The sequence below is a fragment of the Burkholderia sp. Bp8986 genome (assembly GCF_003854225.1).
Taxonomy (GTDB): domain Bacteria; phylum Pseudomonadota; class Gammaproteobacteria; order Burkholderiales; family Burkholderiaceae; genus Burkholderia.
This window is the reverse complement of the sequence record NZ_QTQM01000051.1, coordinates 20,776-47,381: the sequence shown is the minus strand read 5'-3', so window position 1 is coordinate 47,381 and position 26,606 is coordinate 20,776. Positions and strand designations below refer to the sequence as shown.

Genomic DNA, 26,606 nt, shown 5'->3' with positions numbered 1-26,606 from the left:
CCGACGCGACCGGGCACCTCCGGCAGGCCGACAAGATTAACGGCATTTGTCCGATGATGGGCGCGGCTTTACATGCCTTTACATGATGTAACGCATAGTCGCGCCATTTAGTCGGCGTGCCGCAGCACGCCGGCCGGTGGTCGGCGGGTTTATCCCAGTGCTACCATCACTTAAAACCGGCCAATATGCCGGCCACTGCCGACACGTTCACAAGACGTCGACGCAATCGAAGCTTTGGTGATCCCAAACTGGGTGGAGGAGACTGTTAATGAATGCCCCGCTAGACGCAGGCCAACGCGCATCGCTCGAAGCCGCGCTGAAGTCCGTCACGCTTGACGACAAATACACGCTCGAACGCGGCCGCGCGTACATGAGCGGCATCCAGGCGCTCGTGCGCCTGCCGATGCTGCAGCAGGAACGCGACCGCGCCGCCGGCCTCAATACGGCCGGCTTCATTTCCGGCTACCGCGGCTCGCCGCTCGGCGGCCTCGATCTGTCGCTCTGGAAAGCCAAGCAGCACCTGGCGGCCCACCAGATCGTCTTTCAGCCCGGCCTCAACGAAGATCTCGCCGCCACCGCCGTGTGGGGCTCGCAGCAGGTCAACCTGTACCCCGGCGCGAAGCACGACGGCGTGTTCGGCATGTGGTACGGCAAGGGGCCGGGCGTCGACCGCACCGGCGACGTCTTCAAGCACGCGAACTCGGCCGGCTCGTCGAAGCACGGCGGCGTGCTCGTGCTCGCCGGCGACGACCACGCGGCGAAATCGTCGACGCTCGCGCACCAGTCCGAACACATCTTCAAGGCCTGCGGGCTGCCGGTGCTGTTCCCGTCCAACGTGCAGGAATATCTCGACTTCGGCCTGCACGGCTGGGCGATGAGCCGCTACTCGGGCCTGTGGGTCGCGCTGAAGTGCGTGACGGACGTGGTCGAATCGTCGGCGTCGGTCGACATCGACCCGCATCGCACCGAGATCGTGCTGCCGACCGACTTCATCCTGCCGGAAGGCGGCCTGAACATCCGCTGGCCGGACCCGCCGCTCGTGCAGGAAGCACGGCTGCTCGACTACAAGTGGTACGCGGCGCTCGCCTATGTGCGCGCGAACAAGCTCGACCGGATCGAGATCGACTCGCCGAATGCGCGCTTCGGGATCATGACGGGCGGCAAGGCGTACCTCGACGTGCGCCAGGCGCTGACCGACCTCGGCCTCGACGACGAAACCTGCGCGCGGATCGGCATCCGCCTGTACAAGGTCGGCTGCGTGTGGCCGCTCGAAGCGCAGGGCGCGCAGGCGTTCGCGCGCGGCCTCGACGAAATCCTCGTCGTCGAGGAAAAGCGCCAGATCCTCGAATACGCGATCAAGGAAGAGCTGTACAACTGGCCCGATGCGCAGCGCCCGCGCGTGTTCGGCAAGTTCGACGAGAAGGACGGCGCCGGCGGCGAATGGTCGGTGCCGATGGGCAACTGGCTGCTGCCCGCGCACTACGAACTGTCGCCCGCGATCATCGCGAAGGCGATCGCGACACGCCTCGAGAAGTTCGAGCTGCCGTCCGACGTGCGCGCGCGCATCGCCGCGCGGCTCGCGGTGATCAACGCGAAGGAAATGGCGCTCGCGAAGCCGCACGTGCAGACCGAGCGCAAGCCGTGGTTCTGCTCGGGCTGCCCGCACAACACGTCGACCAACGTGCCGGAGGGCTCGCGCGCGATCGCCGGGATCGGCTGCCATTACATGACGGTGTGGATGGACCGCAGCACGAGCACCTTCAGCCAGATGGGCGGCGAAGGCGTGCCGTGGATCGGCCAGGCACCGTTCACCGACGAGAAGCACGTGTTCGCGAACCTCGGCGACGGCACCTATTTCCACTCGGGCCTGCTGGCGGTGCGCGCGGCGATCTCGTCGAAGGCGAACATCACCTACAAGATCCTCTACAACGATGCCGTGGCGATGACGGGCGGCCAGCCGGTCGACGGCGTGCTGACGGTGCCGCAGATCACGCACCAGCTCGCGTCCGAGGGCGCGAAGAAGATCGTGATCGTCACCGACGAGCCGGAGAAGTACGACAGCCAGAAAGCCCTGCTCGCACCGGGCGTGACGATTCATCACCGCGACCAGCTCGACGACGTGCAGCGCGAGCTGCGCGAGATCGAAGGCACGACGATCCTGATCTACGACCAGACCTGCGCGACCGAGAAGCGCCGCCGCCGCAAGCGCGGCACGTATCCGGATCCGGCGAAGCGCGTCGTGATCAACGACGCGGTGTGCGAAGGCTGCGGCGACTGCTCGGTGAAGTCGAACTGCCTGTCGGTCGAGCCGCTCGAAACGGAATTCGGCACGAAGCGCCAGATCAACCAGTCGAGCTGCAACAAGGACTTCTCGTGCGTGAAGGGCTTCTGCCCGAGCTTCGTCACGGTCGAAGGCGGCCAGCTGAAGAAGCCGAAGGCCGTGTCGGTCGACGGCGGCGCGCTGCCGCCGATTCCGGAGCCGACGCTGCCGGCGATCGACCGTGCGTACGGCGTGCTCGTCACGGGCGTCGGCGGCACGGGCGTGGTCACGATCGGCGCGCTGCTCGGGATGGCCGCGCACCTGGAGAACAAGGGCGTGACCGTGCTCGACGTGACCGGCCTCGCGCAGAAGGGCGGCGCCGTGATGAGCCACGTGCAGATCTCGCATGCGCCGACCGACATCCACGCGACGCGGATCGCGATGGGCGAAGCCGACCTCGTGATCGGCTGCGACGCGATCGTCACGGCCGGCGACGAATGCACGTCGCGGATGCGGCACGACGCGACGCGCGTGGTCGTCAACAGCGCGCAGACGCCGACCGCCGAGTTCATCAAGAACCCGAACTGGGCGTTCCCTGGCCTGTCCGCGGAGAACGACATCCGCGCGGCAGCCGGTGAAGCCGTCGACTTCATCGACGCGAACCGCTTCGCGGTTGCGCTGCTCGGCGACGCGATCTACACGAACCCGTTCGTGCTCGGCTACGCGTGGCAGAAGGGCTGGCTGCCGCTCACGCTCGCGTCGCTCGAACGCGCGATCGAGCTGAACGCGGTGTCGGTCGAGAAGAACCGCGCGGCGTTCGACTGGGGCCGCCGCGCCGCGCACGACCTCGCGAGCGTGAAGCAGGCTGCGGCCGGCGATGCACGCCACGCGCAGGGCGCCACGGTGATCGCGCTGCACACGAAGAAGGCGGTCGACGCACTGATCGCGAAGCGCGTGGAGTTCCTCACCTCGTACCAGAACGCCGCGTACGCATCGCGCTATGCGGCCTTCGTCGACACGGTGCGGGCGGCCGAACGCGCGCTGGCGGACGGCGACGCCGTGCAGGAGCCGTTGACCGAAGCGGTCGCGCGCAACCTGTTCAAGCTGATGGCCTACAAGGACGAGTACGAGGTCGCGCGGCTGCAGTCCGATCCCGCGTTCCTCGCGCGCCTGTCGTCGCAGTTCGAAGGCGACTGGAAACTGAAGTTCCACCTCGCGCCGCCGCTGTTCGCGAAAACGGACGCACACGGCCATCTCGTGAAGAAGGCGTACGGCCCGTGGATGCTGTCGGCGTTCCGGCTGCTCGCGAAGGCGAAGTTCCTGCGCGGCACGGGGCTCGACCCGTTCGGCCGCACCGCGGAGCGCCGCACCGAGCGCGCGCTGATCAGCGAGTACGAAGCGCTGATCGGCGAAGTGCTGGGCAAGCTGAACGCGGCCAACCGCCCGCTCGCGCTCGAGCTCGCGGCGCTGCCGGACGGCATTCGCGGCTACGGCCACGTGAAGGAGAACAACCTGCGCGCGGTACGCCAGAAGTGGGACACGCTGCTCGCGAAGTGGCGTTCGCCGACGGGCGGCCAGTCGCATCAGCAGGTCGCGTGACGGCGCGCGGCGGGTGTTCGCGGTCGGGACGCCCGCCGCCGCGTAGCACCGCCCACGGCAGTGCATAAAAAAACGCCACGGAACGCAGGTTCCGTGGCGTTTTTCATTGCGCCGCGCATGACGCGCGGCGCACGCGGGCGCGAACTTACTTCGTGTTCGCGTTCGCGGCGGCCACTGCCGTCATGTTGATGATCCGGCGCACGGTCGCGGCCGGCGTCAGGATGTGGACCGGCTTCGCGGCGCCGAGCAGGAACGGGCCGACCGTCACGCCTTCGCCGCCGACCATCTTCAGCAGGTTGTACGCGATGTTCGCCGCTTCGACGTTCGGCATGATCAGCAGGTTCGCTTCGCCCGACAGCGTCGTGCCCGGGAACGCGGCCTTGCGGACCGCTTCCGACAGCGCCGCGTCACCATGCATTTCGCCGTCGACTTCGAGGGTCGGCGCACGCTCGCTGATCAGCTTGCGGGCCTCGGCCATGCGGCGCGACGATGCCGACGGCGCGCTGCCGAAGTTCGAGTTCGACAGCAGCGCGGCCTTCGGCGCGATGCCGAAACGCTCGATCTCGGCGGCCGCCTGGATCGTCATGTCGGCGAGCTGTTCCGCGCTCGGCACTTCGTTCACGTACGTGTCGCACAGGAACAGGTTGCGGCCCGGCAGCATCAGCAGGTTCATTGCCGCGTAGTGCTCGGCGCCCTGCGCACGGCCCAGCACCTGCTCGATGAACTTCAGGTGCGTGTGGTACGTGTCGATCATCCCGCAGATCATGCCGTCCGCGTCGCCCAGGTGCACGAGCATCGCGCCGATCAGCGTGTTGAACTTGCGCAGCGCGGCCTTCGCGACTTCCGGCGTGACGCCGTCGCGCGCGCCGATCTCGTGGTATGCCTGCCAGTAGCGGTGGTAGCGCGTATCGTCTTCCGGATTCACGATCTCGAAATCGACGCCCGCCTTCAGCTTCGAGCCGATCTTCGCGAGGCGCATCTCGACGACCGACGGACGGCCGACGATGATCGGCTTCGCGATCTTTTCCTGCAGCACGAACTGCGCGGCGCGCAGCACACGCTCGTCCTCGCCCTCGGCGAACACGATGCGCGCCTGCTTCGTCTTCGCGGTCGCGAACACCGGGCGCATCACCATGCCGGTGCGGTAGACGGTCGCGCCGAGTTGCTCGCGGTATGCGTCCATGTCCTGGATCGGACGCGTGGCGACGCCCGAATCCATCGCGGCTTGCGCGACGGCCGGCGCGATCTTGATGATCAGGCGCGGATCGAACGGCTTCGGAATCAGGTAGTCCGGCCCGAACTCGAGCGAGTGGCCTTCATACGCCTTCGCGACTTCCTCGCTCTGGTCGGTTTCCTGGGCCAGCTCGGCGATCGCGCGCACGCACGCGAGCTTCATTTCTTCCGTGATCGTCGTCGCGCCGACGTCGAGCGCGCCGCGGAAGATGAACGGGAAGCACAGCACGTTGTTGACCTGGTTCGGGTAGTCCGAACGGCCGGTCGCGACGATCGCGTCCGGGCGCACGGCCTTCGCGTCTTCCGGGCGGATTTCCGGCTCCGGGTTCGCGAGCGCCAGGATCAGCGGGCGCTCGCCCATCGTCTTGACCATGTCCTGCTTCAGCACGCCCGCGCTCGAGCAGCCGAGGAACACGTCCGCGCCGACGATCGCGTCGGCGAGCGTGCGCGCGTCGGTGGTCGCCGCATAGCGCTGCTTCGACGGGTCGAGGTTGCCGCGCCCTTCGTAGATCACGCCCTTCGAATCGGCGACGAGGATGTTCGACTTCGTGAGACCCAGGTTCACCAGCAGGTCCAGACACGCGATCGCTGCCGCGCCCGCGCCGGAACACACGAGCTTCACTTCGGACAGCTTCTTGCCGACGACCTTCAGGCCGTTCAGGATCGCGGCCGACGCGATGATCGCGGTGCCGTGCTGGTCGTCGTGGAAGACGGGGATCTTCATGCGCTCGCGCAGCTTCTGCTCGATGTAGAAGCACTCCGGCGCCTTGATGTCCTCGAGGTTGATGCCGCCGAGCGTCGGCTCGAGCATCGCGATCGCCTCGACGAGCTTGTCGGGGTCGGACTCGGACAGTTCGATGTCGAACACGTCGATGCCCGCGAACTTCTTGAACAGGCAGCCCTTGCCTTCCATCACCGGCTTCGCGGCCAGCGGGCCGATGTTGCCGAGGCCCAGCACGGCCGTGCCGTTCGTGATGACGCCGACGAGATTCCCGCGCGACGTGTACTTCTGCGCGTCGAGCGGATCGGCGTGGATCGCCTCGCACGCCGCGGCGACGCCCGGCGAATACGCGAGCGACAGATCGAGCTGGTTCGACAGCGGCTTGGTCGGGGTGACCGAAATCTTGCCGGGTTTCGGGTTCAGGTGATAAGCGAGAGCGGCCTGCTTCAGTTGTTCGTCCATGATTGACCTGCGAGAGACATGCGAAATTTTTGACGGTTCAGTACACAGCACCTTGGGCCGCGTCTGCTTGAATCGAGGGGGTGGTCGACTGCGAGACGGCACGCGACGCGCCGGGTCGGCACGCCATCGAACCTTGGCGGGTGGCAAGAGGAAAGTACAAAGTACTGAACGATTTCTAAGGGTCGCCTAGTGTACACCCCCTAAATGCCGCCTGTTGGTGCAGCGCGGCATCCTTGCCATCAGCATCGGGCTGGTCGTGTCCCGTTTGTTTCACCGGTGGCGAGCCGCGCGCCGAACCTGCGCGAATTCCGCCGAAAACCGGCCTGAATCGGGTAAAATAGCGGGCTACGCGCGCAGCGATGCGATTGTTGGCCCGATGGGTCCGTCGATCGCACCCCGGCCCCCCGGGCAGGTTCCCCTTGCTGCGCCACCGGGCCCGCGCCCGCTCTTCGCTCATCACCCAAGGAATGCCCATGACAGGCTACGATCGTCAGTCGATCTCGGATACGACCGCCAAAATCCTGCTCGAAGTGCAGGCGGTGCACTTCAACGCCGAAAAACCGTTCATCTTCACGTCCGGCTGGGCAAGCCCCGTCTACATCGACTGCCGCAAGCTGATCTCGTATCCGCGCGTGCGTCGTGCGCTGATGGAAATGGCGGAAACGACGATCATGCGCGACGTCGGCTTCGAGCAGATCGACTCGGTGGCGGGCGGCGAGACGGCCGGCATCCCGTTCGCGGCATGGCTCGCGGACCGCATGATGGTGCCGATGCAGTACGTGCGCAAGAAACCGAAGGGCTTCGGCCGCAACGCGCAGATCGAGGGTCATCTGGAAGAAGGCTCGCGCGTGCTGCTGGTGGAAGACCTGACGACCGACAGCCGCAGCAAGATCAACTTCGTCAACGCGCTGCGCACCGCGGGCGCGACGGTGAACCACTGCTTCGTGCTGTTCCACTACAACATCTTCAAGGAAAGCGTGTCGGTCCTGAAGGACATCGATGTCGACCTGCACGCGCTGGCGACCTGGTGGGACGTGCTGCGCGTCGCGAAGGCGTCGGGCTACTTCGAGACCAAGACGCTCGACGAAGTCGAGAAGTTCCTGCATGCGCCGGCCGAGTGGTCGGCCGCGCACGGCGGCGCGACGGCCCCGAAGGAGTAACGCCGAGCCGGCACGCAGCCGGCACCCTGGCTGAAAAAACCGCTCGCCTGGCCGCGAGCGGTTTTTTTTCGTCCGTCGATCGGCATCGCGGCCGGCCCGAATCGCGGGCCACGGCATGCATCGCTCATCGAACCCTAATGCTAGACTTGATCCATCGTCGCCATCAGCTGCGCGGGCAACGCACAACGCCAACAATGCCGGGAGCATCGGCCCGGCCCACGTGACGGGAGAAGCGCCATATGCGTGTGGATCGCCGGATCACTTCGCCTGCGTCCCCGGGTCGTTCGTCTCCGTTCATCGCCGTCCTGCTCTGCGCCGCCGCCGCGTGCGCTGCGTTCACCACCCTGCCCGCGCGCGCGGAAGGCCCGTTCACCGTGTCGAGCGACGAGCTGACGCCCGGCGGGCGCGTCGGCGCCGCGAACGTGTTCGACCGCGGCGACTGCAAGGGCGACAACCGTTCGCCGCAGCTCAGGTGGCGCAACCCGCCGCCCGGCACGCGCGGCTACGCGATCACGATCTTCGATCCCGATGCACCGGGGCACGGCTGGTGGCACTGGGCCGTCGCCGGCATCCCGGCGAGCGTCACGAGCCTGCCGGCCGACGCGAGCGCGTCGGGCTTCCTGCGTCGCATCGGTGCGAGCGAGGCGCGCAACGACTTCGGGATCGACGGCTACGGCGGCCCGTGCCCGCCGCCCGGCAAGCCGCACCGCTACGTGATCACCGTCTACGCGCTGAAGGGCACGGACCTGCGCATCGGGCAAGGACGCCCCGCCCCGATGTTCGAGCACGAAATCGGCACGCTGACGATCGGCACCGCACAGCTCACGGTCACGTACGGGCAGTAAGCGCTCGCGTGTCCGCCGTGAGGCGTGTGCCGTGTGTCTCCGGTTGCCGGTCGCCGATCTCCAGTTTCCGGTCGCCGGTCGCCGGTCGCCGGTCGCCGGTCGCCGGTCGCCGGTCGCCGGTCGCGATTGTCCGCGCCTGCGAATTTCTGTGCGCCGCCCGCGCGCTTTTCTCCCGTCATTTCGGCTTGCTAGACTCGGCGGCACCGGTCGCGGCATCCCGCCGCGCATCCGTCGCGCCGCCCGACCGCGGCGCGTGACGCGGCTGGCCGCGGTGCCCGCCGTTTCGTCCCCTTCCGGAGAACGCTTCATGTCGAACATCGTCATCGTCTATCACAGCGGCTACGGTCACACGCAGAAACTGGCCGACGCCGTCCATGCAGGCGCGCAGGACGCCGGCGCCACCGCACGCCTGATCGCCGTCGGCGAGCTCGACGACGCGGGCTGGGCCGCGCTCGACGCGGCGGACGCGATCGTCTTCGGCGCGCCGACCTACATGGGCGGCCCGTCCGCGCAGTTCAAGCAGTTCGCCGATGCCACGTCGAAACCGTGGTTCACGCAGAAATGGAAGGACAAGATCGCCGCGGGCTTCACGAACTCCGCGACGATGAACGGCGACAAGTTCTCGACGATTCAGTATTTCGTCACGCTGGCGATGCAACATGGGATGGTGTGGGTCGGCACGGGCATGATGCCGGCCAACTCGAAGGCGGCCACCCGCAACGACATCAACTACGTCGGCGGCTTCACGGGCCTGCTCGCGCAGTCGCCGGCGGACGCGACGCCCGACGAGGGCCCGCTGCCCGGCGACCTCGAGACCGCGAAGGCGTTCGGGCGGCGCGTCGCCGAAGCGACCGCCCGCTGGCTGGCCGGCGGCCGCTGAACGCGGCGGCACGCGCGAGCGCTCGCGCCGCCGGTGACACGGCAACGCGGCGCAGGCGCGTGACAGGGACACAAGACGGCCCGCGGGCCGTCTTTTTTTCGCCCCGTGCGGTGCAGGCCCGCCGGATGACGTCTTAAAATGGCGGTTTCAGGGCGCCGCGGCTCCCGTTTCATTCAGTGAGAGCGAAATGAGCACCAAAGTTTTTGTCGACGGCCAGGAAGGTACGACCGGCCTCAAGATCTTCGAATACCTGTCGGCGCGCAGCGACATCGAGATCCTGCGCATCGATGAAGCGAAGCGCAAGGACGTCGACGAGCGCCGCCGCCTGATCAATGCGTCGGACGTCACGTTCCTGTGCCTGCCGGACGTCGCATCGCGCGAATCGGCATCGCTGGTCGAGAACCCGGACACGACGCTGATCGACGCGAGCACCGCGTTCCGCACGAGCGCCGACTGGGCATACGGCCTGCCGGAACTGACCCGCGCGCAGCGCGAGAAGATTCGCACGTCGAAACGCATCGCCGTGCCGGGCTGCCACGCGTCGGCCTTCGTGCTCGCGATGCGTCCGCTCGTGGATGCCGGCATCGTCGCGCCGACCTTCGCCGCGCACAGCTACTCGATCACCGGCTACAGCGGCGGCGGCAAGTCGATGATCGCCGAATACGAAAACGCGGCGCCGGGCGGCAAGCTCGCGAGCCCGCGTCCGTACGCGCTCGCGCTGGCGCACAAGCACCTGCCGGAAATGGCCGCGCACACGGGCCTCGCGCACGCGCCGATCTTCACGCCGATCGTCGGGCCGTTCCTGAAGGGCCTGGCCGTGACGACCTACTTCTCGCCCGAACAGCTCGCGAAGCGCGCAACGCCGCAGGACGTGCAGCGCGTGTTCGCCGAGTACTACGCGGACGAGCCGTTCGTGCGCGTCGCGCCGTTCAACGCGGAGGCGAATCTCGACAGCGGCTTCTTCGACGTGCAGGCGAACAACGACACGAACCGCGTCGACCTGTTCGTGTTCGGCAACGAGGAGCGCTTCGTCACGGTCGCGCGCCTCGACAACCTGGGCAAGGGCGCATCGGGCGCCGCGATCCAGTGCATGAACCTCAACATCGGCGCCGCCGAGGATCAAGGCCTCAAGCGCTGATTCAACTTGCATGCGATGCAAAGCCGGCCGCTGGCCGGCTTTTTATTTGCCCGCATCAAGCAATAAATAAAAATCCGGATCACGCATTTACAAATATTTACAAGCTTTCCATTGCGTAATTGCCGGCCAATTAATTTGCCCCTTTCTCCAGTCAATCCCGAATAGGGATAAACCGGATATCGCCGCTTTAAACGCTGCCGTTATACGCGTGAAGGCCTCGAGCGCCGTCCGTGCGTGGCAGCCGCCCCACTCCGGCAGCACTCCAGCGCCCTCCGCGCGTTTTAATTCTTACTGAAAGCGCTATCCCGCAAGGATTCATCGCGCGCGCGTTGTTTCAATCGTCTTTTTTAGACGAGTTCATCAATTGACAGCAAAAATCCTGGCAGCGACATTAGCTCGCACAATTAAACGATTGGAGACAGCGGCATGTCGCACGCCTTATCAAAGGGGGTGGCAACGGCCTTTGCCATCGCCCCTTTCCTGATTGCCTGTGGGGGAGGAGACGGCGGCTCGCCCGCGCCGATCGAGGCCCCTCAATGTTCCGGATCGAGCTGCGGCACGCAAGGGCCGCCGCCGTCGCAGCCCGTCAACGGCGCGCTGTGCCCGGCCGATGCCGACATCGTGAAGAGCACCTACCTCGGCGGCGCCGGCAGCGGCGAGATCGTCAGCGTCAACATCGACGCGGTCGCGATGACGTACACGCTCAAGTGGCTCGAATCGCCGATTCCGCTCGCGACCGGCACGGTCACGCCGAGCCGCGCCGGCACCACGATCACCGGCAAAGTCATCCATCCGCCGACCGGCGCGCTGCCGACCGCGGAGCAGACGCGCTGCGCATTCGTCTTCACGCCGGGTTCGGGCAAGGCACCGAACGGCTCGACCTATTCGACGGCCGCCGACTTCAACCAGGCGAACCCGCCGATGCTGCTGGTCGGCATGGGTGTCGCGGGCGGCGGCATCCCCGGCGCGACGGTGCAGTACGACGGGCTGACGATCACCGTCGCCGGCGTCCCGATCTACAAGAACGTCGGCCAGGTGCCGAACCGCCACTTCGACTTCTACCCGTTCCTCGGCTTCGCGAACACGACGACCGACCTCACGAAGCTGCCGGGCACCTACAACGCGCTGCTCTACCACCTCGTGCCGTCGGGCAACTACGCGACGAAGGGTACGAATTCGAGCGAGACGTTCGATGCGAACGGCGCGTGCACGTCGACGAGTGCGGGGGGCTGCCAGACGACCGGCGATCCGTGGACCGTCAACACCGCGAACGGCGGCTACCTCGACAGCACGAAGGCACCGCAGATCCTGCCGCAGACGGCGCTGCCGATCGTCGGCACGACCGGCAAGTCGGCGACCGCGCACATGGTCATCGGCCAGCTCAACGGCGCGACCGTGCCGGTGGTGGTCCGCACGGGCTACGTGTATCTGGGCACCGACCTCGCGCTGCACACCGACGCCAAGGTCGACGACGAATCGGGCATCGCGGTGCTCGGCAAGGCAACGGCGATCCAGTCGGGCGCGATCGACGGCGGCTACGCGGGCGCGGATTCGAACTTCAAGTACACGGCGGCACTGATCCGCGGCAGCAACGCGTCGTTCATCAACCCGACCACGCAGGCCGAGGAAGACGCCTTCACGCTCGACTACGGTCAGGGAACGCCCGGCCTGCTGAACACGACGACGACGCCGGCGAACGGCGCGACCTATCCGTCCGCATCGGGCGTGGTGATCGCGACGGGCGGCCTGTACGCGGCGCTGATCCAGGGCACGGTGAACGGCGGCGTCACGTCGACGTCGGCGAACTCGAGCACGTCGTCGACACCGTACTTCGGCGTGGGCGCGCAGATCAGCAAGTAGCGATCGAGGACGCGGTGGCCGGTGCGCCGCCGCGGGATGCAGGGAAGGCACGCAACGACGGCGCCCGGCACGGCGCAGCAGCACGAGCACAAGCAACAGAAGCGGCCGACAGGGAGCCGGCCGCCCGACAAGACAAATCTGGAGGAGCAACATGAAGCGCAACCTCGTTCTCGCGGCGGCCCTTGCCGCCCCCCTTCTTTCCGCATGCGGCGGTGGCGGCGGCGACAACCCGCCCCCGCTCGTCGAAGACCGGCTCTGCCCCGCCACGCTCGACTACAACACCGTGTACACCGGCGGCGCGGGCAGCGGCGAACTGGCCAAGGTCCAGCTCGACACGACCAAGATGACCTGGCAGGTCACCTATGTCGAATCGCCGGTGCCGCAAAAGACCGGCACCGTCACGCCGACCCGCGCAGGCACCGTCGACAGCGGCACGCTCACGCAGGAAACGATGCTGCCGACCAACAAGTTGAACCAGTGCGCATTCCGGCTGAACGGCGCGAGCCTCGATGCGTCGCGTCCGGCGCGTATCTTCGTCGGCTTCGGTGTCGCGGGCGGCACGATTCCCGGCAAGGAGATCCAGTTCGACGGCGTGCTCGGCCAGGCCGCGGTGCCCGACACGAAATTCCCGTACTACCCGTTCATCGGCTTCTCGTCGATCGAAACCGACATCACGAAGGTCGCGGGCACGTACAGCCACATCGGCTTCGGCGAAGTGCCGTCGCAGAAATTCGCGCCGGCGTCGATCGATGCGAAGGTGACGATCAACGCGGACGGCACGTGGACCAAGTGCGACACGACCGGCCAGTTCGCCGGCGGCGCGTGCATGCAGCAGGGCACGAACTTCGTGCAGTCGGCCGACGGCAGCGGCGCGTTCCAGAGCAACAACTACCGGAGCCAGCTCAGCCCGACGCTGTCGGCGACGCCGCAAGGCAAGGGCTTCATGATCGTCGGCAAGCTGCGCAACCAGCTGGTGCCGATCCTCGTGCGCACGGGTGTCGCGAACCCGAACCCGACGCCCGACAGCAACGGTGTGCCGGGCCTGACCGCCGACGACGAATCGAGCATCTCGATCCTCGCGCCGCAGACCGCGATCGCGACCGGGTCGCAAAACGGCGAATACATCGGCGTCGACAGCCAGTTCGACTACCGGACCACCGCGCTGATCAACAACCAGGCCACGCTGCTCGATCCGTTCCAGCCGTCGCAGGCCTCGCTCGCGACCGCGCTCGACCTGGATTACACGCAGAAGGTGCCGGGCACGGTCACGACGATCCACACGGGTTCGGGCAGCACGTCGCCGACCGGTAAGTTCATCTTCACGGGTGGCGTGTTCGGTTTCCTCGACAACGCGGGTTCGACGCCGTATTTCACGATCGGCGCGTTCGTCCAGTAAGCGGGGGAAGCCGTGATGAAGAAGACCCTTCTCTGCGCGGCGGCCGGCGCCGCCGCCCTGGCGCCGCTCGCGGCGCACGCGCAGAGCGCCGGCAGCAACGTCGTCACGCTGGGCTGGTTCCACGTGATGCCTCAGCAGAGCAGCACGCCGATGACGACCAACGTCGCGCCGACGCCGATCAACACGCCGCTGCGGCTGCCGCCGTCGTTCACGTCGCCGGGCACCGGGCTGCGTACGAGCGGCGCCGACACGGTCGGCCTGACGGTCAGCCACTTCCTGACCGATCACATCGCGGTCACGTCGGTGGCGGGCGTGCCGCCGGTGTTCAAGGTGTCGGGTCAAGGCACGATCAAGCCGCCCGGCCCGGCCGGCGCGCTCGGCACGCAGAACATCGGCCTCGCCTCGGTGAACCCGATCGTGAAGAGCGTGCGGCAGTGGAGCCCGGCGGCGATCCTGCAGTACTACTTCGGGGCGGCGACCGCGAAGTTCCGGCCGTTCCTCGGCCTCGGCGTGTCGTACAACTGGTTCAGCGACCTGCAACTCAACACGAACTTCATCAAGCAGACGCAGGACAACCTCGGCGCGATTCTCGCCGCGGGCGCGGGCAAGCCGGGTACGACATCGGTAGAGGCGAAGGCGTCGTCGTCATGGCAGCCGGTGTTCAACGCGGGCCTGCAGTACAACATGACCGAGCATTTCGGGCTGGTCGCGTCGGTGACCTACATCCCGCTGAAGACGACGTCGACGGTGACGATCAAGGCGGCCGACGGCACGGTGCTCTCCGAGTCGAAATCGGACCTGAAGGCCGACCCGATCATCAGCTACGTCGGGATGACCTACAAGTTCTGACGGCGGCGACGGAGGATGAGCGGACGGCCCGCGCAAAAAACGCGGGCAAAAAAAAAAGCCCGCCTAAGAGGCGGGCTGAATCCATATCAGAGGAGACATGGAGGAGACAGGTGTAACTATAGCGAATCAATTTCTGCATTGCAACATTTCCGTAGAGAAAATAAGGATTTTCCCTCGACTGCGCACTCTAGATCGCTAGTTCGAATCCGACCCCTTCCCGTTCTCCCGGTCGAGCACCTCGCCCAGCGTGTCGCGCAGCAGCGCGACCGGCCGCGTCAGGCGGCCCGGCAGCGCGCCGTGCACGATCCACACGTTGATCCGCGTTTCCAGCCCCGCCGTTTCCACCACCCTCAGCGCATCGCGATGCTTGCTGCGCGCCAGTGCGTTCGGCGACGCGATCCCGATGCCGGCACCGCGCGCGACGAGCGACAGCTGCAGCTCCGAGCCGAACGCCTCGACCGCGACGTCGAACGGCAGCCCCGCGGCGCCGAGCGCGCGGCTCAGGGCCGAACGCATCCCGCAGCCGTCCTGGCTCAGCACCCACGGAAAACCCGACAGCACGTCGAGCGACAGCGGGCCGGCCGGCAGCGGGAAATCGCGCGCGGCGACCAGCACCGTCGGCTGCGTGCCGAGCGGCGTGGCCGTCAGCGTGTCGGGCAGCGCCGCGCTGGCCGGCACCATGACCGCCGCGACATCGAGCGTGCCGCGCTCGATGCCCTGCACGAGCGCCGGCGACCAGCCGGCCGTCACGCGCAGCGTCAGCCGCGGAAACGCGTCGCGCAGCCGGTCGATCGGCCGCTCGAGCGCCAGCTCGGACAGGAACGGCGGCACGCCGATGCGCAGTTCGCCCGACGGCTCGCTGTCGGGCGCACCGGCCGCCATCAATGCGTCGACCGCACCCAGCACGTTGCGCGCGAGCGCATAGACGTCGCGCCCGGCGGCGGTCGGCTTCAGCGGCTTGCTCTGCCGCTCGAGCAGCGGCATGCCCAGGAGCGTCTCGAGGTTCTGCACGCGTCGCGTGAGGCCCGGCTGCGTGAGATGGAGCTTCGCCGCGGCCGCGACCATCGACCCGCTGTCGACCACCGCGACGAACGCCTGGAGATCACGCGTATTCAAAGCAAACTCGCATAATCATGTTAGACATATTTCAATTGTCGCATAAACATCCGGCACCTACGATGGGGATTCCTTCGCTCGACGCCCCCAGGTTTCCGATGAACTGCCCTGCCGACTCCCGCCCCGCCCCCGGCCGCGCCGCGCACGTTGCACCGCCCGTGCTGAGCACGGGCATGACGCTCTTCTTCGCCGCGACGGTCGGCGTGATCGTGATGGACCTGTTCGCCGCGCAACCGCTGACGGGCCCGATCAGCGCCGACCTGCACCTGCCGCCCGGTCTCGCGGGCCTCGTCGCGACGCTGCCGCAACTCGGCTACGCAGCCGGCCTCGTGCTGCTCGTGCCGCTCGTCGACCTGCTCGAGAACCGCCGGCTGATCGTCGCGACGCTCGTCGCGTGCGCGGCCGCGCTCGCGCTGCCGGCGTTCACGCAGTCCGGCACCCTCTTCCTGCTCGCGACGCTGGCCGCCGGCGCCGCGTCGAGCGTGATCCAGATGCTGGTGCCGATGGCCGCGTCGATGGCGCCCGAAGCGCAGCGCGGCCGCGCGGTCGGCAACGTGATGAGCGGGCTGATGCTCGGCATCCTGCTGTCACGGCCGCTCGCCAGCCTGATCGCGGGCACGGCCGGCTGGCGCGCGTTCTACGCGCTGGCCGCGCTCGCGAACGCGGCGATCGCGGCAGTGCTCGCGCTGCGCTTGCCACCGCGCGTGCCGCCGGCTGCGGCCGGCTATCGCGCGCTGCTCGCGTCGATGGGCCGGCTGCTGGCCGACGAAGCGGTGCTGCGCCGGCATGCGCTGTCGGCCGCGCTCGCGATGGCCGCGTTCAGCGCGTTCTGGACCGCCGTCGGGCTGCGGCTCGCGCAGCCGCCGTTCGGCCTCGACCTGCACGGCATCGCGCTGTTCGCGTTCGCCGGCGCGAGCGGCGCGATCGTCACGCCGCTGGCCGGCCATGCCGGCGATCGTGGCCACGGCCCGGCCGCGCAGCGCATCGCGCACGTGACGATGCTCGCGGCGCTCACTGTGCTCGGCATCGCCGGCGCCGGCTGGTTCGGCTTCGATGCGCACGCGCATCGCGGCGTCGCGCTGGCGCTGCTGGCCGGCGGCGCGGCGCTGCTCGACGCGGGCGTGATCGTCGACCAGACGATCGGCCGCCGGGAAATCAACCTGCTGAACCCGGCCGCACGCGGGCGGCTGAACGGGCTGTTCGTCGGGTTGTTCTTCGTCGGCGGCGCGCTCGGCGCGGCGCTGGCGGGCAGCGCATGGGCGTGGGGCGGGTGGAGCGCCGTGTGCGGCGTCGGCTTCGCATTCGCGGGCGCGGCCGCGGCGTTCGGCTTGTCGGGCGGGCGCCGGACCGGCACCGCGGCGTGGCCGCGCGCGTAACGCGGGCCCGGACATGAAAACGCCCGGCCCTCTGACGAGGCGCGGGGCGTCCGGCGGGCCGCGCGGCCGCGCTGGCCGAAATCAGTGACGGACCAGCGCCATCATCGCGCCGAAGCCGACGAAGATGCCGCCCGTCAGCCGGTTGAACACCTTCGCGACGCTCTGGCTCTTCAGCGTCGCGCCGATGCGCGTGCCGAACGACGCGTAGACGAGATACCAGCTGACCTCGATCACCGCGAACGTGACGACGAGGATGCAGAACTGCGGCAGCGTCGGCTCGGCTGCATTGATGAACTGCGGCAGCAGCGCGGCCGCGAACAGGATCGCCTTCGGGTTGCTGCCCGCGACCAGGAAACCATTGCGGAACAGCGCCCAGCGCGATGCCGACGCGCCTTGCGAAACCGCATCGACGTCCGCGGCCGGCGTGTCGTCGACGCGCGCGCGCCACGCCTTCACGCCGAGATAGATCAGGTAGGCGGCGCCCGCGAAGCGCAACGCATCGAACGTCGCCGGCCACGCCTCGAGCACCGCCCCGAGCCCCGCCGCGGACACCGCGAGCATCAGCACCAGCGCGCTCAGGCAGCCGGCCATCGTCGACGCCGAGCGGCGCAGCCCATGCTGCGCGCCGTGCGTCATCACGAGCAGCATGTTCGGACCGGGAATCGCCGACACGACGAACACCGTCGCCACGAAAAGCCACCACGTATGCAGGTTCATGACCGCCCCGACCGAAAGAGAATTGAAATGTCGATTATGCCGTGCGCGCGGCGTTTTTGTCCCGCGCCGGCTCAGCGGCCCGCGCGGCGCAGCGCGACTTCGCCGAGCACCGCGAAGTCCTGTTCGCCGCCGCCGTGCGCGAGCGCATCGAGCAGGCTGTCGCGCACGACGCTCGCCACCGGCAGCGGCACCGACGCCGCGTCGCCGGCCTCCAGCGCGAGCCGCACGTCCTTCAGCCCGAGGCGCGCCTTGAAGCGCGCGGGTTCGTAGCTGCGCTCGGCGATCATCCCGCCGTAGCCTGCGTAGACTGGCCCCGGGAACACGCTGTTCGTGATCACGTCGAGGAAATCGCGCATCGCGACGCCGTGCGCGCCGAGCAGCGCGGACGCCTCGCCGAGCGTCTCGATCGCCGACGCGAGCGTGAAATTCGCCGCGATCTTCGCGACGTTCGCATGCTGCGGCAGCGAGCCGAACCGCCAGGTCTTCTGGCCGATCGCGTCGAACAGCGGCTGCACGCGGTCGATCGCCTCGGCCGGGCCGCCGGCCATGATCGTCAGGCGCGCGGCCGCCGCGACGTCCGGGCGTCCCATCACGGGCGCGGCGACGTACTCGAGGCCGCGTGACGCATGCGCGTGCGCGAGCGACTCGGCGAGCGCGACCGACACCGTCGCCATGTTCACGTGGATCAGGCCGCGCGGCGCCTGCGCGAGCAGCGCGTCGTCGAATACTTCGCGCGCGGCCGCGTCGTCGGCGAGCATCGAGAACACGGCGTCGCCGCGAAACGCGTCGGCCGGCGTCGTGACGATCTGCGCGCCCAGCGCGGCGAGCGGCTCGGCGCGCTCGCGCGACCGGTTCCAGACCCGCAGGGCGTGCCCCGCCTTCAGCAGGTTCGTCGCAATCGCCTGCCCCATTTCGCCCAGCCCGATAAATCCGAGATCCATTTCCCCGCTCCTTCGACCCGTGAAGCGGGGAGTTAAACACAGATGGCGGCGGCCTGCAGCCCCCGGCGACCGGCCGTGCGCGGTGCGATACTGCGCCAATGGCGACCGCGACCTTCCGCTTCCACGGCGAACTGAACGCGTTTCTCGCGCGCGAGCAGCGCGAGTGCGCATTCGCGCACGCGTTTGCCCGCGACGCGACGGTCAAGCACGCGGTCGAGGCGCTCGGCGTCCCGCATACGGAAATCGGCCGGCTCTGCGTGAACGGCGCACCGGCCGCCCTCGACCGGCCGCTCGGCGACGGCGACCGCGTCGACATCCATCCGGAGCGCGCGCAGCCGGCGGCCGCCTCGCCGCTGCCGCAACCAGACCGCTGGCGCTTCGTCGCCGACGCGCATCTCGGCGGCCTCGCGCAGCTGCTGCGCCTCGCCGGCTTCGACACCTGCTACGACAACCACTACCGCGACGACGAACTCGCGGCGCTCGCCGCGCGCGAAGGCCGGATCGTGCTGACCCGCGACCGCGAGCTGCTGAAGCGCCGCGCGGTCGTGCGCGGCTGCTACCTGCATGCGCAGCAGCCGGACGCGCAGCTGCGCGAGCTGTTCGCGCGGCTCGATCTCGCGCCGCACATGCGGCCGTTCCGGCTGTGCCTGCGCTGCAACGCGCCGCTGCACGCGCTCGATGCGGCGGACGCCGCGCCGCGCGTGCCGCCGGGCGTGCGCCAGCGGCACCGGCGCTTTGCCGCGTGCGACGTGTGCCGGCGCGTGTTCTGGGAAGGGTCGCACTGGCGGCGCATGCGCGCGGTGGTCGATGCGATGCGCGCGCCGCCGCCCGATGCCCTCGAGTTTCCGGACGTGGCGGACGCCTGAAAGAAGAAAACCCCGCAGGCCGAAGCATGCGGGGTTTCGCGACGGCCGGCCGGCAGCGGCGACCCCGGCGGAGCGTGCTTAGTTCTGCGCGCCTGCGTCGTTCCGGACGTGGCGGACGCCTGAAAAAACAAAACCCCGCAGGCCGGAGCGTGCGGGGTTTCGCGACAGGGAGCCGGCAGCGCCGGCCCGGTGAAGCGTGCTTAGTTCTGCGTGCCTGCGTCGTTCGTGCCGGCGGCCGAAGCGGCTGCGGCCTTCGCCTTGCCCTTGGCCGAACCGTGTTGCTTCAGCTGGTGCTTCGGCTTGCTGTGATCCTTCTTGGCCGGTGCCGGTGCAGCGGCCGACGTGTCGGCTGCCGGCGCCGACGCCTGTGCGAATGCCGAAACCGATGCGAGAGCGAATGCTGCGGTCATGATCGAAGCGAGCGTCTTCTTCATTGTTCTTCCTTTAGCGGAGAAAAAGTCAAACGTACCGGTAAGAGATGCGAGGCATCCGCATCGGAACATCAGTCGCGCCGGGCTCCCGGTCGCCACCGGACGGGTTGGCTCTCGCCTTTCCGCCTCGGCAAATACTGACGCACAGGCTCCATAACGCATCGCCCGCGCGGCGAGTTGACATGCAGCTTGCATCGTTCGGGTTTCCCCGGGGGGCACGGGTTTCGCGCCCGCGCGACGCGCCGCCGGGACCTGCGTCAATCGTCCGACAAACCGGCTCTCGCGCCCGTCGCGCCGACGCTATACTGGCCACCTTCCGTCCCAACCGGACGCGGCCGGTCACGAGACCGCCGCCGTCGCAAGGCGCCCAAATTGCCCGATCACAATCTGGACAAACTGAAAATCGACCGGCGTCCGATCGCACCCGCGCCACGCCGGCGCCGGTGGGTCCGCTACGCGGTCGCCGCAGCGCTCGTCATCGTCGCGATCGTCGCCGCGCTGGCACTCACCGGCCGGCCGACGGTCGACACGACCTCCGTCACGTCCGCCTACCCGTACCAGAACGACACCCAGCTCAACGCGACCGGCTACGTCGTGCCGCAGCGCAAGGCGGCGGTCGCGTCGAAGGGCCAGGGGCGCGTCGAGTGGCTCGGCGTGCTCGAAGGCACGCGCGTGAAGAAGGACGAGATCATCGCGCGGCTCGAAAGCCGCGACGTGCAGGCGTCGCTGGCACAGGCACGCGCGCAGGCGCAGGTCTCCCGTGCGAACCTCGGCGTCGCGCAGGCAGAGCTGAAGGATGCGGAGATCGCGCTGCGCCGCACCGCCGCGCTCGCGCCGAAGGGCGCGGTGCCGGCCGCGCAGCTCGACATCGACACGGCCCGCGTGAACAAGGCACGCGCGTCGGTCAACAGCGACGAAGCCGCGATCGCGTCCGCCGAAGCCAATGCGCAGGCCGCGCAGGTCGCGGTCGACCAGACGGTGATCCGCGCGCCGTTCGACGGGATCGTGCTCGCGAAGCACGCGAACGTCGGCGACAACATCACGCCGTTCTCGTCCGCGTCGGACAGCAAGGGCGCGGTCGTGACGATCGCCGACATGGACACGCTCGAGGTCGAGGCCGACGTCGCCGAATCGAACATCGCGAAGATCCGCGCGGAGCAGCCGTGCGAGATCCAGCTCGACGCGCTGCCCGACATGCGCTTCGCGGGCCGCGTGTCGCGCATCGTGCCGACCGTCGACCGCTCGAAGGCGACGGTGCTCGTGAAGGTGCGTTTCGTCGACCGCGACGAGCGCGTGCTGCCCGACATGAGCGCGAAGATCGCGTTCCTGTCGAAGCCGGCGTCGCCGCAGGACCGGCAGCCGGTGACGGCCGTGCAGGCGAGCGCGGTGGTCGAGCGCGACGGCCGCCCGGTCGTGTTCGTCGTGAAGGACGACACGGTGCGTGCGACGGCGGTGACCCGAGGCGCGCGGATCGGCGAACTCGTCGCGATCCGCGGCGTGAAGCCCGGCGATACGGTCGTGCTCGCGCCGGGCGCGAAGCTGAAGGACGGCGCGAAAGTCGCCGTCGCGAAGAAGTAGCGTGGCGCGCGTGAACGACGCCTCGCCGCCCCTCGTCGAGATCAGCCACGTCGCGAAGTCGTACCGGCGCGGCAACCAGGTCGTGCCGGTGCTGACCGACATCACGCTCGACATCGGCTCAGGCGACTTCGTCGCGCTGATGGGGCCGTCGGGTTCCGGCAAGAGCACGCTGCTCAATCTCGTCGCCGGCATCGACCGGCCCGACAGCGGCGAGCTGCGCGTGGGCGGCCTCGACATCTCGCGGCTCGAGGAAGCGCAACTGGCCGAATGGCGCGCGGCGAACGTCGGCTTCATCTTCCAGTTCTACAACCTGATGCCGGTGCTCACCGCGTTCGAGAACGTCGAGCTGCCGCTGATGCTCACGCACCTGTCGCGCCGCGAACGGCGCGAGCGCGTCGAGCTGGTGCTCGACATGGTGAATCTCGGCGACCGGACCAGCCATTACCCGTCCGAGCTGTCGGGCGGCCAGCAGCAGCGCGTCGCGATCGCGCGCGCGCTGATCACCGACCCGGTGCTGATCGTCGCCGACGAGCCGACCGGCGACCTCGACCGCGCGTCGGCCACCGACGTGCTCGCGATGCTGCAGCGGATGAACGCCGAGCTCGGCAAGACGATCATCATGGTGACCCACGATGCGCACGCGGCCGCCGTCGCGCAGTCGCTCGTGCATCTGGAGAAAGGAGAGTTGATCGATGGGCACGCCGTCTGACGGACGGGAGCGCGCACGATGATGGTGTTCAAGCTGATCGCGCGCAACGCGCTGCGGCACCGGCTGCGCACGCTGCTGACCGTGCTCGGGCTGACCATCGCGGTGCTGGCGTTCGGGCTGCTGCACACCGTCGTCGACGCGTGGTACGCGGGCGCGGCCGCCGCGTCGAGCGGCCGGCTCGTCACGCGCAACGCGATCTCGCTCGTGTTCCCGCTGCCGGTCAGCTACGAGAACCGGATCCGCGGCGTCGACGGCGTGACGGCCGTGGTCCGCTCGAACTGGTTCGGCGGCATCTACCGCGACCCGAAGAACTTCTTCGCGAGCTTCGCGGTGTCGGAAAACTACCTCGACCTGTATCCGGAATTCATCCTCCCGGCGCAGCAGCGCGCCGACTACGTTCGCGACCGCCGCGGCTGCCTCGTCGGGCGCCAGCTCGCGACACAGTTCGGCTTCAAGGTCGGCGACGTGATTCCGCTGAAGGGCACGATCTATCCGGGCACGTGGGATTTCGTCGTGCGCGGCATTCTCGACGGCCGCGACGACTCGACGATCACGCGCCAGCTGGTGTTCCACTGGGACTACCTGAACGAGACGGTGCGCAAGCGCACGCCGAAGCAGGCCGACCAGGTCGGCGTGTTCGTGCTCGGCGTCGCGCACCCGGACGACGGCGCCGCGATCGCGCGCAACGTCGACGCGGTGTTCAGGAACTCGCTCGCCGAAACGCTGACCGAGACCGAACAGGCGTTCCAGCTCGGCTTCGTCGCGATGTCGAACCAGATCATCGCGGCGATCCGCGTCGTGTCGTACGTGGTGATCCTGATCATCATGGCCGTGATGGCGAACGCGATGGCGATGAGCGCGCGCGAACGCACCGCCGAATATGCGACGCTGAAGGCGCTCGGCTTCGGCCCCGGTTTTCTCGCGCTGCTCGTGTTCGGCGAATCGGTCGTGATCGCGGTGGTCGGCGGCGGGCTCGGGATGCTCGCGACGCCGCCGGCCGCGAGCCTCTTCAAGCAGGCCGCGGGCGGCATCTTTCCGGTGTTCAGGGTGTCGGACGGGACGATGGCGCTGCAGGCCGCGTGCTCGATCGCGGTCGGCTTCGCGGCCGCGCTGGTGCCGGCGTGGCAGGCGGCACGCGTGCGCGTGGTCGAAGGCCTGCGGGCGATCGGCTAGAGGCGCGCATCGATGGCCATTCCGCTCACCTACATCGCGCGCAACCTGTGGACCCGGCGGCTCACCACCGCGCTCACCGCGGGCGGGATGGCGCTGGTGATCTTCGTGTTCGCGACCGTGCAGATGCTCGACGCGGGGCTCACGCAGACGCTCGTGTCGACCGGCGAACCCGACAACGTCGTGGTGATCCGCAAGGGCGCGGAAACCGAGATCCAGAGCGCGATCGACCACCAGCAGGCCAACGCGCTCGAGATGCATCCGGCCGTCGCGCTCGGCCCCGACGGCCGGCCGCAGGTGTCGAAGGAGGCCGTCGTGCTGATCTCGCTCGTGAAGACGTCGACCGGCAAGCCGTCCAACGTCGTGATCCGCGGCGTGTCGCCGGCCGGCCTCGCGCTGCGCCCGCGCGTGAAGCTGGTCGCGGGCCGCACGTTCGCGCCGGGCTCGTCGGAGATCGTCGTCGGCAGCGCGATCGCGAAAGGCTTCAGCGGCACGCAGCTCGGCGACCGCCTGCATTTCGCGCAGCGCGACTGGACCGTCGTCGGCATCTTCGACGCGGGCGGCAGCGGCTTCGATTCGGAGATCTGGGGCGACGTCGACCAGCTGATGCAGTCGTTCCGGCGCACCAGCTATTCGTCGATGGTGCTGCGCATCCCGAGCGCCGACGGCTTCGCGCGCTTCAAGGCCGACATCGACGTCGACCCGCGCCTCACCGACGAAGCGAAGCGCGAGCAGACGTTTTACGGCGACCAGTCGAAGGCGCTGTCGACCTTCATCAACATCCTCGGCATCACGCTGTCGACGATCTTCTCGATCGCCGCGATGATCGGCGCGATGATCACGATGTATGCATCGGTCGCGAACCGCACCGCCGAGATCGGCACGCTGCGCGCGCTCGGCTTCAAGCGCATGAACGTGCTCGCCGCGTTCCTGCTGGAGGCGCTGCTGCTCGGCTTCGTCGGCGGCGTCGCGGGGCTCGCGTGCGCGTCGCTGATGGAGTTCGCGTCGTTCTCGACGACCAACTTCCAGACTTTCTCCGACCTGTCGTTCCGTTTCGTGTTGACGCCCGCGATCGTCGTGAAGACGCTGCTGTTCTCGCTCGTGATGGGGCTCGTCGGCGGGTTCCTGCCGGCGATGCGCGCCGCGCGGCTGAGCATCGTCGACGCGCTGCGCGCGCAGTGACGCGTGCGGCCGCTCACGCTGGGCGCTCGCGCGGCACCCACGCGCCGTGGAACCCGGCCGGCACGCGGCGCGGCAGGTGCACGGTCGCGACCGGCGCCGCGTCGATCGCGCGCGCATCGAGGATCACGACGTCGCTCGTATCCGTCGCCGCGCGGTAGACCACCACCAGCAGCCAGCCGTCGTCCTCGTCGGTGCCGCCCGGGCGCGGCACGAACACCGGCTCGCCATTCTGGTCGCCGGCCGGCACCGCGTAACGCGTCGTCGTGCCGCGCATGTGATCGAAGCGCATCACGCCGCGCATCTCGGTGTGGTTCGGCTGCTCGGCCGCATACAGGTAACGGTAGCGGCGCCCGGTCCGGCTTTCGTTAATGCGCGGCAGCTCGATGCCGCCATCGGCGAGCGGCCCCTCGTCGACCAGCCCGTTCGCGGTATCGATCACGTAGCGCCACAGTTCGCCGACCGGGTTGTCGGCGAACCGGCCGGTGCGCGCGTCGAGCCGCAGGAACCACGGATAGCGCACCGCATCGAGCACGATGCACGACGCATCGCAGTCGTACGCGTTCACCACGTGCTGGACGAAGCACGGCTCGATCCCGAACCAGCGCACGTCGCCGCCGTGGCGCGGCATCACGCCGATCCGCGCGTCGCGGTCGTCGTGCCAGCGCAGCGGCATCCGGTGCCCGTGCTTCAGCATCGCGAAGTCGTAACCCACGTTCAGGTCGAGCAGCAGGCTGCGGGTCTCGGTGATCGCGAGGTCGTGCATCATCGACGGCGCGCGCACGTCGACCGTGAGGTCGACGCGCTGCACGCCCTGCGCGTCCGCGACACCGTAGCGCAGCCACGGCGCGCGCCAGTCCGCGCGAAACAGGATCAGTTCGCCGGTCACCGGATCGACCTTCGGATGCGCGGTCATCGCGCCGCCGAACGCCGCGTGCCGCGCGGGCGCACCGAGCGTGTCGAGCGCGGCCGTGATCGCGAGCGGCGCGCCGCCTTCGGCCAGCGCGAGCAATTCGCCCGCGTGCTGCAGCACATTCACGTTCGGATTCGTGTCGGGCAGATGCGGCGCCTGCTCCGGCGCGTGAACATCGGCCCAGCGGCGCGTGCGGGCCCAGCGGTTCCGGTAACCCGCGGCGCGGCCGCGTTCGAACGCGATCGCGTGCAGCATCGCCGCTTCCGGCCACCACGACAGCACGTCGTTGCCTTCGAAACGGCCGCCCGGCGGATTCGGGCCGTTGCGCAGCAGCGTGCCGTCGAGTTCGGGCGGGATCGTGCCGGTCACGCGCAGGTCGACGAGGTCGGCTTCGTCGGCGACCGGCGCGATCGCGCCGCGGTTCAGATCGAACGTCGTCATCGCGTCGTGTGCTCCTTCAGCAGTCTTCGGTCGACGGCGGCAGATCGCCGCGCGCCAGTGCGAGCGCATGGTCGCGCACGTCGTCCGGCCAGCCGGCGACCCACTCGGCCAGCCGCGCGAGGTCGTTCGCGTACAGCGCGCGCGCGGCCTCCTCGAAACCGGGCAGGTCGCCCGCGATCGCGGACATGAAGTGATAGGCGCGTGCCTGCGCGTCGCGGCGCCGGTCGGCCGCCGCATGCGTGCGCCGCGCGTCCTCGACGAGCTTGCGCAGCGCGACGGACGCGCCGCCCGGCTGCGCGGCGAGCCACTCCCAGTGACGCGGCAGCAACGTGACCTCGCGCGACACGACGCCGAGCTTCGGACGGCCGCGGCCGCGTTGTTCGCCCGCCCCGCCTCCCTCCGCGGCGGGCGCGGATGCATCGCCCGGCGCTGCCGCGTAACGCGCGCGGATATCGTCCGCCGTGCCGCGCAGGTCGAGGTCGATCGAGCGGCCGGTCGCGTCGTCGAAGATCACGATCGTGCCGGACATGGCGTCGCCGGCCGCCTGCCGGACCGCGACCGCCACCGTCGCGAGCGGGCCCGACGCGACGCGCCGGTGGCCGTCGAACGCCGTGTAGGAAGGGAGAAGTGTGGAGAGCGTCATCGTGGTCGCCCGTGGGCAGAAATCGGAATGACGCTATTTTTATCCGGGTATAAATTGAATGTCAATATCACCCGGGTAAAAATTTGCCGACGCCGTACGCGTCGGGTGAGCGCGCTGTCCGGT

At 68.7% G+C, this 26,606-nt stretch carries 21 protein-coding genes; 14 read left to right on the top strand and 7 right to left on the bottom strand.

Annotated elements, in window-relative coordinates; genetic code table 11:
- Positions 1–268: 268 nt before the first annotated feature.
- Positions 269–3,859 carry an indolepyruvate ferredoxin oxidoreductase family protein gene (locus tag DID99_RS31580; RefSeq protein WP_124668276.1) on the top strand — a complete coding sequence of 1,197 codons (3,591 nt, stop codon included), beginning with the start codon at positions 269–271 and terminating at the stop codon, positions 3,857–3,859.
- A 145-nt stretch (positions 3,860–4,004) separates the two neighbouring features.
- Here DID99_RS31580 and DID99_RS31575 read toward each other — a convergent pair whose 3' ends face one another.
- Positions 4,005–6,275: an NADP-dependent malic enzyme gene (locus tag DID99_RS31575; protein ID WP_124489234.1), complete on the bottom strand. Its 2,271-nt coding sequence runs from the start codon at positions 6,273–6,275 to the stop codon at positions 4,005–4,007.
- A gap of 473 nt (positions 6,276–6,748) precedes the next feature.
- On the opposite strand from DID99_RS31575, the gene DID99_RS31570 reads away from it, so the two are divergent.
- From DID99_RS31570 to DID99_RS31535, 7 genes are all read left to right on the top strand, one after another.
- Positions 6,749–7,435 carry an orotate phosphoribosyltransferase gene (locus DID99_RS31570; RefSeq protein WP_006752465.1) on the top strand — a complete coding sequence of 229 codons (687 nt, stop codon included), beginning with the start codon at positions 6,749–6,751 and terminating at the stop codon, positions 7,433–7,435.
- Between the two features lie 239 nt (positions 7,436–7,674).
- Positions 7,675–8,280 (top strand): YbhB/YbcL family Raf kinase inhibitor-like protein, encoded by a 606-nt coding sequence (locus tag DID99_RS31565; protein WP_044846328.1) that lies wholly within the window; start codon positions 7,675–7,677, stop codon positions 8,278–8,280.
- Positions 8,281–8,587: 307 nt separating this feature from the next.
- On the top strand, positions 8,588–9,160 hold the full coding sequence (locus DID99_RS31555; RefSeq protein WP_044846329.1) for a flavodoxin family protein: 573 nt from the start codon (positions 8,588–8,590) through the stop codon (positions 9,158–9,160).
- Positions 9,161–9,347: 187 nt separating this feature from the next.
- Positions 9,348–10,298 (top strand): N-acetyl-gamma-glutamyl-phosphate reductase, encoded by a 951-nt coding sequence (argC, locus tag DID99_RS31550; protein WP_124489232.1) that lies wholly within the window; start codon positions 9,348–9,350, stop codon positions 10,296–10,298.
- A gap of 426 nt (positions 10,299–10,724) precedes the next feature.
- Entirely contained in the window at positions 10,725–12,158 is a 1,434-nt protein-coding gene (locus tag DID99_RS31545) for a DUF2957 domain-containing protein (RefSeq protein WP_124489231.1), read from the top strand.
- Positions 12,159–12,309: 151 nt separating this feature from the next.
- A complete protein-coding gene (locus DID99_RS31540; RefSeq protein ID WP_124668275.1) occupies positions 12,310–13,554 on the top strand; it encodes a DUF2957 domain-containing protein in 1,245 nt (414 codons plus the stop codon).
- A 15-nt stretch (positions 13,555–13,569) separates the two neighbouring features.
- Entirely contained in the window at positions 13,570–14,403 is an 834-nt protein-coding gene (locus DID99_RS31535) for an OmpW family protein (protein ID WP_044846333.1), read from the top strand.
- A gap of 195 nt (positions 14,404–14,598) precedes the next feature.
- Here the strand turns inward: DID99_RS31535 and DID99_RS31530 are convergent, their stop codons facing one another.
- Positions 14,599–15,519, bottom strand: coding sequence for a LysR family transcriptional regulator (locus DID99_RS31530; protein ID WP_044846334.1), 921 nt, complete (start codon positions 15,517–15,519; stop codon positions 14,599–14,601).
- 98 nt (positions 15,520–15,617) lie between these two features.
- On the opposite strand from DID99_RS31530, the gene DID99_RS31525 reads away from it, so the two are divergent.
- Positions 15,618–16,895, top strand: coding sequence for an MFS transporter (locus tag DID99_RS31525; RefSeq protein ID WP_124668283.1), 1,278 nt, complete (start codon positions 15,618–15,620; stop codon positions 16,893–16,895).
- A gap of 81 nt (positions 16,896–16,976) precedes the next feature.
- On the opposite strand, the gene DID99_RS31520 is transcribed toward DID99_RS31525, so the two are convergent.
- Positions 16,977–17,612, bottom strand: a complete 636-nt coding sequence (locus DID99_RS31520; protein WP_124668274.1) for a LysE family translocator — start codon at positions 17,610–17,612, stop codon at positions 16,977–16,979.
- A 71-nt stretch (positions 17,613–17,683) separates the two neighbouring features.
- Positions 17,684–18,724, bottom strand: a complete 1,041-nt coding sequence (locus DID99_RS31515) for an NAD(P)-dependent oxidoreductase (protein ID WP_260444740.1) — start codon at positions 18,722–18,724, stop codon at positions 17,684–17,686.
- Here DID99_RS31515 and DID99_RS31510 point away from each other — a divergent pair.
- Complete coding sequence (locus tag DID99_RS31510) at positions 18,652–19,419, top strand: Mut7-C RNAse domain-containing protein (protein ID WP_124668272.1); 768 nt, start codon at positions 18,652–18,654, stop codon at positions 19,417–19,419. The genes DID99_RS31515 and DID99_RS31510 overlap by 73 nt on opposite strands.
- 200 nt (positions 19,420–19,619) lie before the next feature.
- On the opposite strand, the gene DID99_RS31505 is transcribed toward DID99_RS31510, so the two are convergent.
- Positions 19,620–19,853: a hypothetical protein gene (locus DID99_RS31505; RefSeq protein ID WP_044846339.1), complete on the bottom strand. Its 234-nt coding sequence runs from the start codon at positions 19,851–19,853 to the stop codon at positions 19,620–19,622.
- Between the two features lie 369 nt (positions 19,854–20,222).
- Between DID99_RS31505 and DID99_RS31500 the strand changes: the two genes are divergently transcribed.
- The 4 genes from DID99_RS31500 to DID99_RS31485 are packed head-to-tail and all read left to right on the top strand — an operon-like array spanning position 20,223 to position 24,489.
- The gene (locus tag DID99_RS31500; RefSeq protein ID WP_044846340.1) at positions 20,223–21,428 is read left to right on the top strand and encodes an efflux RND transporter periplasmic adaptor subunit; all 1,206 of its coding nucleotides are present in this window, start codon (positions 20,223–20,225) and stop codon (positions 21,426–21,428) included.
- Between the two features lie 10 nt (positions 21,429–21,438).
- Positions 21,439–22,137, top strand: coding sequence for an ABC transporter ATP-binding protein (locus DID99_RS31495; protein WP_124668271.1), 699 nt, complete (start codon positions 21,439–21,441; stop codon positions 22,135–22,137).
- An 18-nt stretch (positions 22,138–22,155) separates the two neighbouring features.
- Positions 22,156–23,310, top strand: a complete 1,155-nt coding sequence (locus DID99_RS31490; protein ID WP_124489227.1) for an ABC transporter permease — start codon at positions 22,156–22,158, stop codon at positions 23,308–23,310.
- 12 nt (positions 23,311–23,322) lie between these two features.
- A complete protein-coding gene (locus tag DID99_RS31485; protein WP_124668270.1) occupies positions 23,323–24,489 on the top strand; it encodes an ABC transporter permease in 1,167 nt (388 codons plus the stop codon).
- 13 nt (positions 24,490–24,502) lie between these two features.
- On the opposite strand, the gene DID99_RS31480 is transcribed toward DID99_RS31485, so the two are convergent.
- On the bottom strand, positions 24,503–25,840 hold the full coding sequence (locus tag DID99_RS31480; protein WP_124668269.1) for a carotenoid oxygenase family protein: 1,338 nt from the start codon (positions 25,838–25,840) through the stop codon (positions 24,503–24,505).
- A 16-nt stretch (positions 25,841–25,856) separates the two neighbouring features.
- The gene (locus DID99_RS31475; RefSeq protein WP_124668268.1) at positions 25,857–26,483 is read right to left on the bottom strand and encodes a DUF2239 family protein; all 627 of its coding nucleotides are present in this window, start codon (positions 26,481–26,483) and stop codon (positions 25,857–25,859) included.
- Positions 26,484–26,606: the final 123 nt, after the last annotated feature.

Coding starts and splice junctions, on each gene's coding strand:
- DID99_RS31520 (WP_124668274.1), bottom strand. CDS start 17,612: ATGAACCTGCATACGTGGTGGCTTTTCGTGGCGACGGTGTTCGTCGTG.
- DID99_RS31565 (WP_044846328.1), top strand. CDS start 7,675: ATGCGTGTGGATCGCCGGATCACTTCGCCTGCGTCCCCGGGTCGTTCG.
- DID99_RS31535 (WP_044846333.1), top strand. CDS start 13,570: ATGAAGAAGACCCTTCTCTGCGCGGCGGCCGGCGCCGCCGCCCTGGCG.
- DID99_RS31545 (WP_124489231.1), top strand. CDS start 10,725: ATGTCGCACGCCTTATCAAAGGGGGTGGCAACGGCCTTTGCCATCGCC.
- DID99_RS31555 (WP_044846329.1), top strand. CDS start 8,588: ATGTCGAACATCGTCATCGTCTATCACAGCGGCTACGGTCACACGCAG.
- DID99_RS31540 (WP_124668275.1), top strand. CDS start 12,310: ATGAAGCGCAACCTCGTTCTCGCGGCGGCCCTTGCCGCCCCCCTTCTT.
- DID99_RS31490 (WP_124489227.1), top strand. CDS start 22,156: ATGATGGTGTTCAAGCTGATCGCGCGCAACGCGCTGCGGCACCGGCTG.
- DID99_RS31510 (WP_124668272.1), top strand. CDS start 18,652: ATGGCGACCGCGACCTTCCGCTTCCACGGCGAACTGAACGCGTTTCTC.
- DID99_RS31580 (WP_124668276.1), top strand. CDS start 269: ATGAATGCCCCGCTAGACGCAGGCCAACGCGCATCGCTCGAAGCCGCG.
- DID99_RS31515 (WP_260444740.1), bottom strand. CDS start 18,724: ATGCGCACTCGCGCTGCTCGCGCGCGAGAAACGCGTTCAGTTCGCCGT.
- DID99_RS31575 (WP_124489234.1), bottom strand. CDS start 6,275: ATGGACGAACAACTGAAGCAGGCCGCTCTCGCTTATCACCTGAACCCG.
- DID99_RS31525 (WP_124668283.1), top strand. CDS start 15,618: ATGAACTGCCCTGCCGACTCCCGCCCCGCCCCCGGCCGCGCCGCGCAC.
- DID99_RS31475 (WP_124668268.1), bottom strand. CDS start 26,483: ATGACGCTCTCCACACTTCTCCCTTCCTACACGGCGTTCGACGGCCAC.
- DID99_RS31570 (WP_006752465.1), top strand. CDS start 6,749: ATGACAGGCTACGATCGTCAGTCGATCTCGGATACGACCGCCAAAATC.
- DID99_RS31480 (WP_124668269.1), bottom strand. CDS start 25,840: ATGACGACGTTCGATCTGAACCGCGGCGCGATCGCGCCGGTCGCCGAC.
- argC (WP_124489232.1), top strand. CDS start 9,348: ATGAGCACCAAAGTTTTTGTCGACGGCCAGGAAGGTACGACCGGCCTC.
- DID99_RS31505 (WP_044846339.1), bottom strand. CDS start 19,853: ATGAAGAAGACGCTCGCTTCGATCATGACCGCAGCATTCGCTCTCGCA.
- DID99_RS31485 (WP_124668270.1), top strand. CDS start 23,323: ATGGCCATTCCGCTCACCTACATCGCGCGCAACCTGTGGACCCGGCGG.